The 15,305-nt window shown below is 31.3% G+C and carries 15 protein-coding genes; 2 read left to right on the forward strand and 13 right to left on the reverse strand.

The window, feature by feature from the left end; translation table 11 throughout:
• Window positions 1-60 precede the first annotated feature (60 nt).
• Complete coding sequence (locus CRN98_RS12780) at window positions 61-1,338, forward strand: 4Fe-4S dicluster domain-containing protein (protein ID WP_097027813.1); 1,278 nt, start codon at window positions 61-63, stop codon at window positions 1,336-1,338.
• Between the two features lie 158 nt (window positions 1,339-1,496).
• On the opposite strand, the gene CRN98_RS12785 is transcribed toward CRN98_RS12780, so the two are convergent.
• From CRN98_RS12785 to CRN98_RS12795, 3 genes are all read right to left on the reverse strand, one after another.
• Window positions 1,497-2,096 (reverse strand): lactate utilization protein, encoded by a 600-nt coding sequence (locus CRN98_RS12785; RefSeq protein ID WP_097027814.1) that lies wholly within the window; start codon window positions 2,094-2,096, stop codon window positions 1,497-1,499.
• Between the two features lie 607 nt (window positions 2,097-2,703).
• Window positions 2,704-3,381: a hypothetical protein gene (locus tag CRN98_RS12790; RefSeq protein ID WP_097027815.1), complete on the reverse strand. Its 678-nt coding sequence runs from the start codon at window positions 3,379-3,381 to the stop codon at window positions 2,704-2,706.
• A gap of 491 nt (window positions 3,382-3,872) precedes the next feature.
• Complete coding sequence (locus CRN98_RS12795; protein WP_097027816.1) at window positions 3,873-4,160, reverse strand: hypothetical protein; 288 nt, start codon at window positions 4,158-4,160, stop codon at window positions 3,873-3,875.
• A 144-nt stretch (window positions 4,161-4,304) separates the two neighbouring features.
• Here CRN98_RS12795 and CRN98_RS12800 point away from each other — a divergent pair, with 144 nt between their 5' ends.
• The gene (locus CRN98_RS12800) at window positions 4,305-4,799 is read left to right on the forward strand and encodes a DUF3888 domain-containing protein (RefSeq protein ID WP_097027817.1); all 495 of its coding nucleotides are present in this window, start codon (window positions 4,305-4,307) and stop codon (window positions 4,797-4,799) included.
• A 121-nt stretch (window positions 4,800-4,920) separates the two neighbouring features.
• On the opposite strand, the gene CRN98_RS12805 is transcribed toward CRN98_RS12800, so the two are convergent.
• The 10 genes from CRN98_RS12805 to CRN98_RS12850 form a co-directional block, all read right to left on the reverse strand.
• Window positions 4,921-5,238, reverse strand: a complete 318-nt coding sequence (locus tag CRN98_RS12805) for an AzlD domain-containing protein (protein ID WP_097027818.1) — start codon at window positions 5,236-5,238, stop codon at window positions 4,921-4,923.
• On the reverse strand, window positions 5,225-5,905 hold the full coding sequence (locus CRN98_RS12810) for an AzlC family ABC transporter permease (protein WP_242960950.1): 681 nt from the start codon (window positions 5,903-5,905) through the stop codon (window positions 5,225-5,227). The genes CRN98_RS12805 and CRN98_RS12810 overlap by 14 nt, the downstream gene beginning before the upstream one ends.
• Window positions 5,906-6,159: 254 nt before the next feature.
• The gene (locus CRN98_RS12815) at window positions 6,160-7,068 is read right to left on the reverse strand and encodes an alpha/beta hydrolase (RefSeq protein ID WP_097027820.1); all 909 of its coding nucleotides are present in this window, start codon (window positions 7,066-7,068) and stop codon (window positions 6,160-6,162) included.
• 305 nt (window positions 7,069-7,373) lie between these two features.
• A complete protein-coding gene (locus CRN98_RS12820) occupies window positions 7,374-8,372 on the reverse strand; it encodes an inorganic phosphate transporter (RefSeq protein ID WP_097027821.1) in 999 nt (332 codons plus the stop codon).
• A gap of 11 nt (window positions 8,373-8,383) precedes the next feature.
• Window positions 8,384-9,007 (reverse strand): DUF47 domain-containing protein, encoded by a 624-nt coding sequence (locus CRN98_RS12825; protein ID WP_097027822.1) that lies wholly within the window; start codon window positions 9,005-9,007, stop codon window positions 8,384-8,386.
• Window positions 9,008-9,175: 168 nt separating this feature from the next.
• Window positions 9,176-9,526, reverse strand: a complete 351-nt coding sequence (locus CRN98_RS12830; RefSeq protein ID WP_097027823.1) for a GGDEF domain-containing protein — start codon at window positions 9,524-9,526, stop codon at window positions 9,176-9,178.
• A gap of 500 nt (window positions 9,527-10,026) precedes the next feature.
• Window positions 10,027-10,467, reverse strand: a complete 441-nt coding sequence (locus CRN98_RS12835; protein WP_097027824.1) for a hypothetical protein — start codon at window positions 10,465-10,467, stop codon at window positions 10,027-10,029.
• A 475-nt stretch (window positions 10,468-10,942) separates the two neighbouring features.
• Complete coding sequence (locus tag CRN98_RS12840) at window positions 10,943-12,505, reverse strand: AbgT family transporter (RefSeq protein WP_097027825.1); 1,563 nt, start codon at window positions 12,503-12,505, stop codon at window positions 10,943-10,945.
• A gap of 536 nt (window positions 12,506-13,041) precedes the next feature.
• Complete coding sequence (gene nadE / locus CRN98_RS12845) at window positions 13,042-13,776, reverse strand: NAD(+) synthase (RefSeq protein ID WP_097027826.1); 735 nt, start codon at window positions 13,774-13,776, stop codon at window positions 13,042-13,044.
• A 59-nt stretch (window positions 13,777-13,835) separates the two neighbouring features.
• Window positions 13,836-15,305 (reverse strand): nicotinate phosphoribosyltransferase, encoded by a 1,470-nt coding sequence (locus CRN98_RS12850; protein WP_097027827.1) that lies wholly within the window; start codon window positions 15,303-15,305, stop codon window positions 13,836-13,838.

Raw genomic sequence — 15,305 nt, forward strand, 5'->3', positions numbered from 1 at the left:
TATTGCATTTATTACCAACATATGCAATTATATAGTTAACTATTAAATGGAGGTAAAAACATGTCACATATAGTTGGAAAAGATGCCTACAAAAGTTTAGAGGAAAGGCTAAATAGGTTTCCACAGGGCGCTCCACCATCTGAAACACTTTATAAAATCTTATCCATGATGTTTACTAAAGAAGAAGCGGCACTGGTTGCAAAATTACCTATAAAATCATTTAATATAAAAACTGCTGGTAAGCTGTGGGGCGTTAGTGAAGCGAAAGCTGCGGGTATCCTTGAATCATTAGCTTCTAAAGCATTAATTTTAGATCTTGAATGTGAAAATGACGGCGAACAAAAATATATGATGGCTCCTCCAATGGCTGGTTTTTTTGAATTTGCATTAATGAGAGTTGGTACCAATCTTGATCAAAAGGTTCTTAGTGAATTATTTCATCAATATCTTAATGTGGAGAATGACTTTTCTAGAGATTTATTTTGGGGTACAGAAACAAAACTCGGCAGGGTCTTTGTTCAAGAGAGGGTTTTTAATGATGAAAATTCTATAGATATATTAGATTATGAAAAAGCAAGTTACATAATAAAAAATGCTAAACATATTGGTGTCAGCACTTGTTACTGCAGGCATAAAGCTCACCATTTAGGAGATGACTGCTATGCTCCTATGGAAAATTGTCTAAGCTTTTCTACTACCGCTTATACCCTTATAAAGCATAATTATGCTAGAAAAATAGATGCTTCTGAAGCTCTAGACATTTTAAATATGTCCTATGACTATAATCTAGTACAATGTGGAGAAAATGTTCAAAAGCAGCCTAACTTCATTTGCAATTGTTGTAAATGCCATTGTGAAGCATTTGTATCTGCAAAGAAGTTTGGATTTTTAGTTCCTGTAAATACTACTAGTTATTTGCCTAGTATAAATATAGATAGCTGTATAGGCTGTGGAAAATGTGCTAAAGTTTGTCCTATGGAAGCAATTAAATTAAAGGAAACTTCCGTAGAAAAACCTAATTTTAAAATAGCTGAGCTTTTCGAAGATTTATGCCTTGGCTGCGGGGTTTGCGTAAGGAATTGCAAAGTTAATGCTATTAAGCTAGTTCGTAGAAAGGAAAGTGTTATTACACCTGTAACAACTGTACATAGAGCAGTATTATCTGCAATAGAAAAGGGCCAGTTACAAAACTTAATTTTTGATAATGAGGCTCATTTGAGTCATAAAGCCATGGCTGCTATACTTGCAAGTATCCTTAAACTTTCCCCTGTTCAAAAGGCAATGGCAAGTAAACAAATGAAATCCGTTTATTTGGCTAAACTCCTTGGAAACATTTAAAAATTGGGGGCATGTTTTAATATAGTGTTGATATTTAAACATTTTTTAAGGGAAGCTTAAACCTTCCCTTAATGAATATTTTAAGAATATTACGAAGTTGTTTTCAGAGGAGATTATTTATAACATTACTACATGGTCTGAATATCTGGATAACTGACTTAGTATCCAAGATTTTCATTAATTAGAATTACTTCCATTTCTGCATTACCATTGAGTTTTTGCATAAGTACAGAAATTCCACGACATATACGTGCTGGACTGTTACAATTAAAGCACTTCATTTCCTCACTTACAGCACAGGGAGTTTTTATTCCAAGTCTTTTTGCATTTAGTGGTGCTGCAATATTTCTTGCACGCCACATTGCACTTTCATAATCATCAGCTATTTTGTTTGTACCTGCAATAATATACACTTTTTCATGTCCACACATCAAAGCAGAGACTCTATTTCCTGTTCCATCAATATTAATAATCTCGCCAGTTTCTGAAATAGCATTAGCGGAAGTAAGATAAACCTGAGCCCTAGCTGATTTCTCCACAGCTTCTTTAGCTGGTTGTTTCCAGTGCCAGTAAACTTCATTATTTTGTGATAGTGTTTCAAATAGATTCAGAGCCTCAACAGTTTTACTACCCCCTATGCCAATACTTTTCCCAACAAGTTGTGTTGTAATATATTTGGCTGCATCAGCTCCTGTTTCAAAATACGAAACTGCGAACCCCTCACTTTTTAATTTTTCAATTGTTTTTTGAATATTCATATAATACTCCTTTCATCATCAATGATTTTTTCTAAGTTTCTTCGGTGAAACTTTGGCAAAACCCTTAATTTTATTCATATTAAACTTGAACCCCAAAATTATTTGGAGTTATATTTAATTTACAACAAAAAAATTACCAATGGAAAGTGAGGTTCAAGCTTAAATCATGATTAATAATTTTTTAATTGATCATATCGTGTATCTCCATTATCTTGTTACAATATTGGATCTATGTCAATATTTTAGACACAAAAAATCGAACTTTTAAGCAACTTTTTTTCTAGCAATCATTTCACATTGATGCGGAGTAATATATCCAATACTCCCATGAATTCTTTGGCGGTTATACCATCCCTCTATATAGTCTTCTTCTTAGCCTTATAGTACGTACTTCTAGGTATACCAATAACAGCACATAGTGTGGTTACATCATGCACATCTTTATTTTGATCAATTATTTCTATAACAGAGTTTACTTCCTTGCAAATATGGCCATAGCCTTTTTTAAGATTTCATTCTCTTTTTTGATCCTTGCCCTTTCTTTCTTTAATTCTTTAAGCTCTTTTAAAGTCATAGTTTATGAAGAATACGTCTTCACTTAATTTTTTTATAATTCTGGCTCTTTTGGTTGATTTAATTCTTCGTTATCAAAAAAATCTACTCCATCCTCAACATTAGTAGTATTTAATCCAAATATAGAAATATATCTTTCTCCATCTAATTCATAACTAATTTTAATAATATTATAATGCATAAAGTATTTTTCATATTGGGTTCTATATCGTTTTAGTTTATAGCTATATTTTCCGTCTTCAATATTTAGTTTATCTTTTATAATTTTATGATATTCTGTACTATAAGGAGCAGTATCAACTTCATCTTTTGGAACTTCTATTTCTATTTCAGGTATATTATCTGGAACTACCTCTTCCTTGTCTTTAATAAAATATATATATATTACATCTTTATCTCCTTTAAGCTCGATGGCTGGAATATCTCCTTCTATATTTCCAGATATCACACTCATTATCTTTTTAATTTTATTTTCATCAAGTTTATTATATTCTTCCTCTTTATAAGTTCTAATAATAGGAGTTCTAGTTTCACTCTTATCATTAATATCTACTATTATTTTGGCATTGGTTTCAGATATATTTCTTTTATATTCTGGCACAGGAGCAATTGATAAATTTGTAAAGAAAATAATCCCTACTGTGATAATAACAAATATTGATATTGCATGAAATATATTCTTAAATACTCTACTTCTCTTATCTTTATCCAATTTCTTATCCTCCTTACTCTGTTATAATTCTGCTGATATACTACTTTTTTCTCTTCTCTTACAACAAATATAGTACAAATACTCCAATCTTTATAATTCAAAGCTTACATACAATTATATTTTTTAAGAATTTGCTAGAAGTGTAATTGAAGAAATAATTAGTAATAAAAAAATCCAGCTTATCCAACTATATTTTTCATTTTTTGAAATATATAAAAATATACAACCTATTATACACAGAGGTATACCTATAAGAATTTTTCTTTACTTTTCATAACTTCCCCCCTTAAAGGTAAGATATCTGTACTTATAATAAGTGTATCATAATATTTCCATAATGTTCCTTAATAAAAACTAAAAGCTCCCTAAACATCTTTAAGGAGCTTCCTTACCTGAGCTATGAACTATTATTTTTAACTTTTTTATAAAACTCCTTCATAATAAATTACTATTGCATGGTAAGATAAGAAATTTGTGTATGACTGTAAGGCTTATTTATTATCATACCTTTCAATAATAATTTCACATGCCCTAACCAATTTATATAATACTTCACATAGTAATTTAAACAAAATTAAACCTATAATAGGTATACTAATAAAACTGATTATCTGTATAAAATCATAGATTTTTACTACTAAAGATTCTCCAGTAGTTCCTGGTAAAAGTAAAAACTCGCTGAGCATATTTAATACAACAATAATAAAACATATTAACCCCAATAATAAAATTTTATTTACTATATCTTTTGATTTCATATTTCCAATTTTAAATTTCATAATAATATCATCCCCTTTTTTAGTTTACTGTGCAATTTTCTACTCTTTCGTAACAAGATAAGAAAGTTGTGATGCTATTAACTTATAAAAAAAACATATTATTATATACTATTAAAGATAACTATTTTAGAGAGGTAATAAAAAATGAAAAAAGCATCTATTATTTTTTGTTTAATAATATATTTAATTTGTTTTTCTACTAATGCTAATGCACTTACTACTGAACCACATAATGATGCTACGCATGGTATTCCTTACAAATATACTCCTACCGAAGGCTCAGTAGAAGAACTATATAAAGATATAATTGTAACACTTCTTGAGCCGTATATTACAGATGAAGTAACTAAACAGTATGGACAATTACTTCAATATGATTTATTTGCAATAGAATTTTTAAAAATAGAGAGACCTGAATATCGCTCTTTTGATTTTTTAGTTAAACTTCAAGTAGAACCATTTGTCGGAGCACATAATACTATTGGAGTTGACGAAATAATTATTGGAATAAGTCCAATTAAAACTGAAGTTAAATCGTTTAAGCATATTAAAAGCTTTCCACTCCCACCATATTTGGAAAAATATTATCAAAATCTAAACTTTGTTTACACATGGAAGTTTGATAACATATTCAGTTGAAGTATGCTATCAAACTTCTATTTTGTTTGTGTCATCTTTTTACAAGTGTGTAATAGAGCATTATATAACTATATTGAAATTATAACATAAACTTTCAATTTATGGAAAACATCACCTCAGATTATAACTTACTAAACACCACTTCACAAAAATATACAGCTAAGACTGCACTCATAGCAACCTTTAATAGCCCTTTTTCATAATATGCTAAAACAAGTGCAACTACAGTACCAATTATTGAAAAATACAAGTTTGAAGTAGAATATACTATACTTGGGAAAGTCATAGCCCCTAGTACAGCAAATGGTACATAATACAAAAAAGATTTAAATACTTTTGACTGTATTTTTTTCTTAAAAATTGCTATAGGAAAAACTCTTATAAGATATGTAACAACTGCCATTAATAGCACTGAAATTAATACTTTATTCAAGTTCATCATCCTCCCTTGGGAAAAGCAGTGCCCCTATAGTTGCTGCTATAATGGTAGCAATAATAATACTCCATCCACCAGATATTTTATTTATGTATGGCACCCATTTGAATAATGAGCTTACAAAAATTGCTATAATTATAACCACTAATGCTTCTTTGGATTTTTTTGCTGCTGGAACGATGAGTGCTAGAAACATTGCATATAACGCTATTCCCAAAGAACTTTGTAGAGATTTAGGCAGCATAGAAGTTGTTACTGCTCCAAGTGCAGTGCCTAATGCCCATCCAAAGTAAGGACATGTAATAAGTCCCATCATATATGGAAAAGTGATTTCTTTTTTCTCTAAAGAAGCCACCGTAAAAGTTTCATCTGTTATCCCAAAAGCCATAATACTTCTTTGAAGTAATGGCATCTCATATGTTATCTTTTGAGAAAGTGATAATGACATTAACATATATCCAATGTTAATTACAAATGTGGTTAATATAATTTCAAAAATTGAGGCATTAGCTATTATCAAAGTCGCTCCTGCAAATTGCCCAGCTGATGTGAGATTTGTTAATGATATTAAAATAGCAATCCAAATAGGCATTCCACCATTAACCGCCATCATTCCAAATGTAAATGAAACAGGAATGTATCCTACTGCAATAGGTATACCTTTACTAATTCCTTTGCGAAATTCATATACACTTTCTTTTTTATCATAAAGAACTTGCTCTTCTGTCTGAGTGTATAAATTATTCAAGATTCCACCTTCTTATTTAAAATTTGTTTATATCCCCTTAAAAGCACCTACAATTTGCAGATGCTTTTACGTTAATAAAGTATTGATTATAAACAGCCTAAACACGTTTTTTTCTACTTTCTTTGTCGTTGCATATTATGCTTACCTTGATATTATGCTTAAGTTATTTTCTCCTGCTATTTCATTTTTTCTGCCAAAAATGCTCCTAATATTTCTATTGCTTCTTTACTTTCAGGAAGATTTGAATCTGCTGCAAAAACATGGTAGAGGTTATCCCATACAATAAGATCCGCAGTAGTTTTGCTAAGTGCTGCTTTTCTTGCTAAATTCATTGAATCGCTTAGTAAAATCTCACGACCTCCAGTTAAAATCATCATAGGCGGAAAATCTTTGTAATCACCAAAAATAGGAGAAATTAAAGGATTATTCATCTCTTCTTTACCAGCATAAATTTTTGCCGATCCCTCCAATTGTTTTTTACTTAATATAGGGTCATATTCTTTTAAAGTTTCTATTGTATCCCCTTTTAACGTTAAATCAACCCAGGGTGAAAATAATCCTAGAGCTGCAGGTAAATCTAATTTAAGATCTTTTAGCTTTAATACAGTGGCTAAAGCAAGGCCTCCACCTGCCGAATCCCCTACAATAGCAATGTTACTTGAACTATATCCTTCTTCCAGTAAGTATTCATATATGCTCAGTACATCCTCTAGAGCCTTTGGAAACGGATTTTCAGGAGCTAGTCCATAATTAACTGATAATACCTTTATTCCTGTAACACTGGAAAGTTGAACAGGAATTGTACAGTAATTTTTCACATTTCCATACATATAACATCCACCATGAAGATATATCATAACTTTTTTATTTTTATTAGAATTTGCAGTGTCTATCCAAGCTGCATGTACACCTTTAATTTCCACTTCTTTTAAACAATACTCCTGATTTAATTCTTTTAATAACCCATTTAAATTTTCATCTAAAAAATTTCTAAAGTATGTTATGAACTCACTATTTGAAAAGTCCATATTATCAAGCATTAAATTTTCTTTGCTGGTATCGTTTTCTTTATTTTTATCTACCATAACTTCAACTCCTTTTAAATATAAATGTTAAATTTATTATATCAGCTTGTCCCACAATATCCTGTGTACAAGTGTTATGTACTACCGCTGGTTTTACTCTGTAACTTCCTCATACATATTCCCCATAATACTACTTTTCCCCCTTAAATTTACCACAATATTACTACAAGTTCAAACTTGTTATTGCCTTCATGCCCTGACTTTCAAAAATTACAATATAATGTCCTCAGTAAAGTTATATATAAAAAAAGCACCTGCAATATTGCAGATGCTTTGTATACTTGCTACTTGCCATGTGGGTGGCACTATAAAAACATACTCATACCCATATATATAACTGCAGCCAATGCTGCTGATATTGGAAGTGTAATAAACCAAGTTATTATCATTCTTTTTCCTGTATCCCACTTTACTGCTCTTACTCTATAGGATGTACCTACACCCATTATAGAAGATGATATAACATGAGTTGTACTAACTGGCAGACCAATTTTAGATGCTCCAAATATTACTAGAGCTGATGATAAATCTGCTGCCACACCGTTAACAGGTTTTATTTTCATAATTTGTGTTCCAACTGTTTTAATTATTCTCCATCCTCCAACGGAAGTACCCAGTGCCATTGCTGTAGCACAGGCTAACTGTACCCAAAGGGGGATATCTCCAGAGCTTATCAAATTGTTGCTTACAAGTGCCATTGTTATTATTCCCATGGATTTTTGCGCATCATTTGTACCATGAGCAAAAGCCTGAATTGCAGCTGTAATAACCTGAACCCTTCTAAATCCTATATTTGTTTTAGAAAGATTTAAGTTTTTAAATACATTCTTAAAAATAGTAAACATAATATATCCTACTACAAAAGCAAGTATTGGTGATAAAATCAGTGCTTTAATTATTGATGTAAATCCATTAAAGTTTATGGAGTATATCCCTGCTGCTGCTATAGCTGCACCTGCAATTGAACCTATAAGTGCATGGGATGAACTGCTTGGTATTCCAAAGTACCATGTAATAAGGTTCCAAGCTATGGCTGAAACAAGTGCTGCAAGTATAACTACTGATCCGTTTGGTATAGAGTCCAAGTTTACTATATCCTTTGCAATGGTTTTTGCAACTCCAGTGAAGGCTATAGCTCCTATAAAATTCATTAATGATGCCATTATAATTGCACGTCTTGGACTTAATGCCTGTGTGGATACAGCTGTTGCAATTGCATTTGCAGTATCATGGAAACCATTAATAAAGTCAAAAGCTAATGCAAGAACAACGGTTAAAGCGATTACAATATATGCTGTATTCATCTCATTTCTCCTTACGCATTCTTCATTACTACTGTTTCAAGGGCTTTACTAACCTTTTTGCATTCGTCCGCAGTATTCTCAAGAAGTTCATATATCTCCTTATATTGAATAAGTTTAATTACATCCTTCTCCTTTTCAAAGAGCTCTTTTATTGCCTTTCTTTCAAGTATATCGCACTTGTGTTCAAATTCTTTTATTTTAACTGAATGCTGTCTAATTTCTGTAAGCTTCTTATGTGAAAGCAATTCTACAGCGTTATGTATTTCAATTATGCATTTATTCAATAACTCACTAAACTCAACCATATAGCTGTGTATTTCATATATGTTAAACATATAGAAACGAGCTGCACAGTGCTCAAGACCATCAAGAACTTTATCCATGTGAACCGCAAGTTCTAAAGCATCTTCACGCTCAATTGGAGTAATAAAGCTATTATTTAATTCCTTTATTATTTCATCAACTATAAAGTCGCCCTTATGCTCATACTCCTTCATTTTTGTCTTGAATTCTTCAAGATGCTTTTCTTCCTTGATCTTAAAATCAACAAAATACTGTCCTCCCTCTTTTAAATTGGCAGAACTGTCTAAAAGCATTAAAAATAATTTATCTTTCTTTCCTTTGTTGAAATTCATGATTGCTTCTCCCCTTTTTGTAATATCTTAAATAATAGGTCATAAATATTTTATCATCTTTTGTCGTATTTTAAAACAAGATATTTATTTCCTGTTCTTCAAATAAAAAAACTTTAGCCTTTTCACTTAAGCTAAAGTTTTCATTTTCTTTATCATTTTTCCAACATATCATTTTTGCCCCACTACATCTACAATAATTTTAGTAGCACTTATAATATACTTATCTCCTTGTAGATGACCATATTTATCGTTAATTTTCTTCATTCCATCAAGGTCACAAATAACAAAATAAAAAGGGTTGTTTGTTTCAGAAATTATTTTATTTACTTTGTCCATTCCTTTTCTGTTAAATATATCTGTCATAGAATCCTTTAAAGCTAGTTCTCCAAACTTTTCAATAACTCTCTTTGTATAGTTACTCCATAGTATTACACCTAATATATAAATAATAGTTCCTAATGTAAAACATATTCTTATAAGTACATATATAAATTGGGTATTAATTATAGGAAAGATCATATCAAGAAATGTAGCAATTGTAAGTAATAACAGTCCTAAAAATAATACTTTAAATGTATGGGTTCTTAGTTCTCATCTTCGCCTTGTAAAAAATTATAATCTTATCATATAAAAAAGAAGGATTATAACAAATGAAAATCGACAGCAGAGGAATTATCGACCTAGCCGATTGGAGCCTTGCTGCTACCATCATTGTTGCAATGATTATATTATCAAGTGATTCTTAGGTTCAGGTGGAGTTTGCTTATAAGTAATACCTTTTCTCCATCTGAACCTTAGAAGAACTTATCCAGGCGCGTATCAGTGCTTATCTCCCGCTTTGAAGAAAAGCAGATATCCCAAATCTATGATTTGGTGATAGTCGCTTTCACAGAGTGCGATGGGGGTGTTAGCAATGGTAGCGATCGGATAAATAGCAGTTAGACTAAGGGGATCTCATAAAAATGAGACCCCCTTTTAATATCTGAGTAACAGCCTCATTATCAGTAAGACTGCTTGTTCTAAAATTCCTTTATTAATTCAGAAAGAGCCTCTGACCTATCCTTAGCTAATCCAAATTTCTTTATTATAGCTTTTATTATTTCATCTTTTTTGGATGGATCGACTAAGTCTTCAGGATTAATATGTAAGCTTTTTAACACTGCTTTCATCAATTCCTTGCCAATTCCAAAAAAAGAGGCTAATCTTTCTACAGCCATATCTGATTTATGTTCTAATTGATCTTCATAATATTGATGTAATCCTTCAGTATCAGAAACATTTGATATATTTGTTCTCTCAGAAGTATCAGAGTTGTTTGTAGATGTTTTTTCCTCATTATCCATCATAACCTTATTAAAAATACTTTGAAAGGATTCTCTATTTGACTTTTTATAATTATTATATGCTTTATTTTTTATAGCTCCACTGTTTAAAGTTAAAGACTCAATATTCTTATTCATATAGAATTACCTCCGCTTTTTACAAGTAATATAAAATCTTTTTATTGTTTATATGTTTTTATATCATCGTTTGTCTTACTTCTTGATAGGCTGCAGCCTACCATTATAGAAATTATAACACATTTCTACAACAATATGGAATATATTATGAAATTTTGTAATTTGTTATTATTACTATACTAGTTTTCAATTTACTATTATTTATATTTTAAAGCACTAATTCCTTAGCATCAACTATATTTAAACTAGTTAATACTAAGGAATCACCTAAAAACTTTATACCCTTTCTATATAAAGGCTTGTGCTACTGTTATACCCCATAGCCAGCAATCTAGATTTTAATTGCACCAAGCTTATTTAACTTCAGGCATTGCATTAAAGAAATGCTTCCATATTGACACTCAATAACTGGCAGTAATTTAATAATTAAAATTCAATTGAACAAATTACTAATATCACAGTAAAAATATCCAAATTAAGGAATTGGTATATGAATTGGAGCATTTGGTCCTAAAGGTATGCCTGCAGAATACCATATTATTAAAAGTATAGACCATCCAAGTAAAAACAACATTGAATAAGGAAGCATCGTAGATATTAAAGTACCTATTCCTGCATCTTCATCATACTTTTCAGCAAAGGTTACTATTAGAGCAAAGTATGCCATTAATGGTGTAATTATGTTTGTACAAGAATCTCCTACTCTAAATGTAGCTTGTGTAAATTCTGGTGAAAATCCTATAGCCATAAACATTGGGACAAATACCGGTGCCATTATAGCCCATTTTGCTGAAGCTGATCCCATAAATAAATTTATAAAAGCTGTTAATATAGTAAATAATAAAACAAGTGGAATTCCTGTTAGCCCTGTAGAATTTAAGAACTTTGCACCTTTAGCTGCTAAAATTGTTCCTAAATTAGTTTTTCCAAAGTAAGCAACAAATTGTGAAGCAACAAATACCAATACAAGGTAACCACCCATTTTGCCCATAGATTTTCCAACAGAGTTAGCAACATCTTTATTATTCTTTATCTTACCTGAAGCAATTCCATAAGCTACACCAGGTATAAAGAAGAATAAAGCTATTATTGGTACTATTCCATCCATAAATGGAGTATGTCCTATAATTTCGTGTGTTTTAGGATCTCTTAGTATACCATTATATGGAACCACTAATGCAAGTAATACTATCATAAATATTGCAAAAGCTATTCCCGCTGACTTTAATCCCTTTTTCTCTTCTGCTGACAATTCAGTAGCATTTTCAGTTGGAGCTTTATCATATTTACCTAATCTAGGTTCCACAATTTTTTCAGTAACAAAAGTACCTATTGCAGTTATCAAAAATGTAGATGCTACCATAAAATAATAATTTGCAGTAGGAGCTACTTTATAACTGGCATCTATAAGTCTTGCGGCTTCTGTAGTTATTCCACCCAAAAGTGGGTCTGTAGTACCTATTAAGAGGTTTGCACTAAATCCACCAGATACCCCTGCAAATGCTGCAGCAAGTCCTGCAATTGGATGCCTTCCAAAACCCAAAAATACTATAGCACCTAATGGAATCAAAACTACATATCCTGCATCTGAGGCTATATTAGACATAACACCAAGTAAAACAACAATAACTGTAACAAGACTTTTAGGAGTACTCAGTACTGCTTTTCTAAGTACTGCTTGAATAAGACCTGTCTCTTCTGCTAAACCAACTCCTAGCATAGCAACTAAAACTGTTCCTAATGGTGCAAAACTTGTAAAATTATTAACTGCACTGGTAAACATATATCTTATACCATCAGCAGTAAGCAAACTAACTGCTTTTATATCCGTAAGTTTAGTTCCCCCATTTGTTTTATCAACCATATTAAATTGTACACTTACACCTGCTCTAGCACATAAATCAGAAATAATAATTATTGCAAAAATTAAAATAACAAATATTGCAGCTGGATGAGGTAGTTTATTCCCTACTCTTTCAACCCAATCTAAAAATCCTCCCTTTCTATCTACTTTTACTTTCTTGCTAGTTTCCCCCATTTTATAACCCCTTTCTTATAATATTGCTTTTGTTTTTAATGAACTACTTTTTGTGAATTTTATAATTCATTCATACATAGTTCACTATTTTTGTAATTCACATACATTTTAATGATATTTTAACATATGAATGAAAGTATTTCAATAATTTTTAGAATTATGAATCTATTCTTGTTTTAATTTATATATAATTATATATATAAATTAATTTATTCATAATATAAGATAAATTTTAAAAATAAAAAAATAGTAGAGTCAATCTTCAGGTATTGCATTAAAGAAATGCTTCCATATTGACACTCAATAATTGGTAATAATTTAATAATGAAAAAAGAAAACCTCCTTGTGATTAAATGGAAGTAATAAGCAACCATTTACAAGGAGGTTTTATAATTCTAATTTAATTCTTCTCATATTACTATTTATGTTTCTGTTTCTCACAATTATTATTCAAATAAACTTTTTAAAAGGAAGCATATTGCAAGTGCTTCCTTAATCTTATCCATCTAGAAAATAACTATTCAGCTTCTGGTTTTTTACACTCCCTCATACTTTGGCGGTAAACTCCTCTTGTGCTCACTATACTCATGCTTCAGCCTAATTTTATCATCTACTTCCTTATCTCCGCAGCTTCCGTTTTCTATATACTCATTAATTTGTTCATAGGAAATACCCATCTTTTCTTCATCAGATTTTCCGCTTAATCCATCACTAGGAGTTTTATACACCAATTCATAAGGTAATCCTAAGAAGTCTCCAATTGCTACAACTTCATCAGTAGTTAAGTTTCCTATAGGATTGAAGTCAAAAGCGCCGTCACCCCATTTTGTTGTATATCCCACAAAGGCTTCTGATTTATTTCCCGTGCCGCATACTCGATAGTTCATGCTGGCTCCAATTGCATACAGGGTAGTCATTCTAAGTCTTGGAGGGATATTTATCTTAGCATCAATAGATAAAGTATTTTCTTCAATACCCTCTATCAATCCATTGTACGCCTTTTCTATATTAACAATTTTATAGTTTATTCCAAGAATATTTACAACCCTTAAGCTGTCCTCTATATCCTTTTGCTCACCATTTGGCATTAGCACTCCAAACACTCTTTCTTTTCCTAAAGCTTCAACTAATAGCTTAGCCGTTACAGTACTATCCTTTCCACCGCTAATTCCAATAACAGCACCCTTAGCTCCAGGCTGGTTTTTAAAGTATTCCCTGATCCAACTTATAATATTTTTACATTCCATATCTCTATTAAAATCTTTTCTCATCTTTTTATGCCTCCCATCAATATAGCAAAAATAATTTTATATCTTATATTAAACCATTACTAAAAGCTTCCGTGAAGTCTGTTTCTTATTTCCGATAACGAATATTCTTTTATTATTTCACCATCCTTAAATACAACTTCTAATAAATTATCCTTATATTCTGCTTGTTCTTTTATAGTTAATTCATCCTTATATAAAATGTCTTCTTCATTTTTATACACATAACACATTCCCTTTTGTGACTTTTTAAAATTATATTTATCTGTCTTAGGAGCTTTGAAGATAAACTTTTCTTCCCCATCTATCACTGCATGAGTAGCCTTTAACGCAAATCCAAAGGTATCTCTAGTATTGTATTGATAGGTGTAGGAACCTATACCAAAGACACAGTTACTTACTGCAAAGCCCTTTTCCTCTAACCCCTTGCAAATTTCTTCGCATCTTTCCACCGTTATGCTGTCTCCATAAATTGTCCCTATCTTACTATTTAGAACCCTATACCCCTTTGAATTGATTTCTCCGCCAAATATATCCCACAGCAGCTCAACAGTTCCCTTATATTCTTCACTACCCTTTGCTGCATTCTTATCTCCGCAAATTATTTTTACTGGATCGCCACTATCCCCTCTAATAACAATTTTACCATCTCTTTTTAATATATCTTCTTTCAATCTTGGAAGTATATTTGTTATGACATTCCAATAATCATAGGTGTCAGATACTATACTCAAAACTCCACTTGGAAATACTTCAGTGATCAATCTCTTGTAAGCTGCAAACTCATCTTCACCGTAGCTGCACATTACACTGTGTTCTGTAGAAGGAGTTCCTAGTCCAACTAATTCCTCTTCTACATTGCAATTATAATATTCTTCTAAATAGCTAATTGCAGGTATTGTTGCCGTTCCCAAAAACGAAAGCAGATGTGCTGCACCACTAAGTTCTGCACTTTCTAAGGAGCTAAAACCTCTCATACTAAAATCTCCACAAGCTTTTCTTACATCGCCCTTTTCTACAGTAAGATTAAAATACTTTTCTATTATTTCTCTGTACCTATAGCCAATAGTGGCACTGGTCATTGGCTGCCATATATTACAGCTCATAAAGGTTTCTAAATAATTTACAAGCCATGCAAAATCTTTATGGGTATTGGTAATTTCAATCATTGGAGTTTTAATATTTACCCTTAAGCCCTCTGCTGCAGCTTTAATTTGTATTGGCAAATATCCTAAATCATGCAAAGCTTCAATGTGATTTGTGTCCGCTGCTTTATCTCCCATGGTTTTAGAAATAATTCTTTTATACTCAGAAACCACAGCTTCCTTATCCCTTTGGAAGAAGTTCTCGTTAAAATACTGAATTAAATACTTCTTTATAAAAGGCTGAAGGCCAAACATAACAACCTTATCCATATTTTCTTTTCGAGACATTCTAGGAGTCCAATAGCTTACTAATTTAGTCATTCCCTTTGCATAACACATGTGATGAATTGTTTTATAAAAATCTGTGAGTAAAAATGGGTTTATCAT

The sequence above is a fragment of the Clostridium peptidivorans genome, from assembly GCF_900205925.1.
GTDB lineage: Bacteria > Bacillota > Clostridia > Clostridiales > Clostridiaceae > Clostridium_AK > Clostridium_AK peptidivorans.

Coding starts and splice junctions, on each gene's coding strand:
- CRN98_RS12780 (WP_097027813.1), top strand. CDS start 61: ATGTCACATATAGTTGGAAAAGATGCCTACAAAAGTTTAGAGGAAAGG.
- CRN98_RS12785 (WP_097027814.1), bottom strand. CDS start 2,096: ATGAATATTCAAAAAACAATTGAAAAATTAAAAAGTGAGGGGTTCGCA.
- CRN98_RS12795 (WP_097027816.1), bottom strand. CDS start 4,160: ATGAAATTTAAAATTGGAAATATGAAATCAAAAGATATAGTAAATAAA.
- CRN98_RS12800 (WP_097027817.1), top strand. CDS start 4,305: ATGAAAAAAGCATCTATTATTTTTTGTTTAATAATATATTTAATTTGT.
- CRN98_RS12805 (WP_097027818.1), bottom strand. CDS start 5,238: ATGAACTTGAATAAAGTATTAATTTCAGTGCTATTAATGGCAGTTGTT.
- CRN98_RS12815 (WP_097027820.1), bottom strand. CDS start 7,068: ATGGTAGATAAAAATAAAGAAAACGATACCAGCAAAGAAAATTTAATG.
- CRN98_RS12820 (WP_097027821.1), bottom strand. CDS start 8,372: ATGAATACAGCATATATTGTAATCGCTTTAACCGTTGTTCTTGCATTA.
- CRN98_RS12825 (WP_097027822.1), bottom strand. CDS start 9,007: ATGAATTTCAACAAAGGAAAGAAAGATAAATTATTTTTAATGCTTTTA.
- CRN98_RS12830 (WP_097027823.1), bottom strand. CDS start 9,526: ATGATCTTTCCTATAATTAATACCCAATTTATATATGTACTTATAAGA.
- CRN98_RS12835 (WP_097027824.1), bottom strand. CDS start 10,467: ATGAATAAGAATATTGAGTCTTTAACTTTAAACAGTGGAGCTATAAAA.
- CRN98_RS12840 (WP_097027825.1), bottom strand. CDS start 12,505: ATGGGGGAAACTAGCAAGAAAGTAAAAGTAGATAGAAAGGGAGGATTT.
- nadE (WP_097027826.1), bottom strand. CDS start 13,776: ATGAGAAAAGATTTTAATAGAGATATGGAATGTAAAAATATTATAAGT.
- CRN98_RS12850 (WP_097027827.1), bottom strand. CDS start 15,305: ATGATAAACCCATTTTTACTCACAGATTTTTATAAAACAATTCATCAC.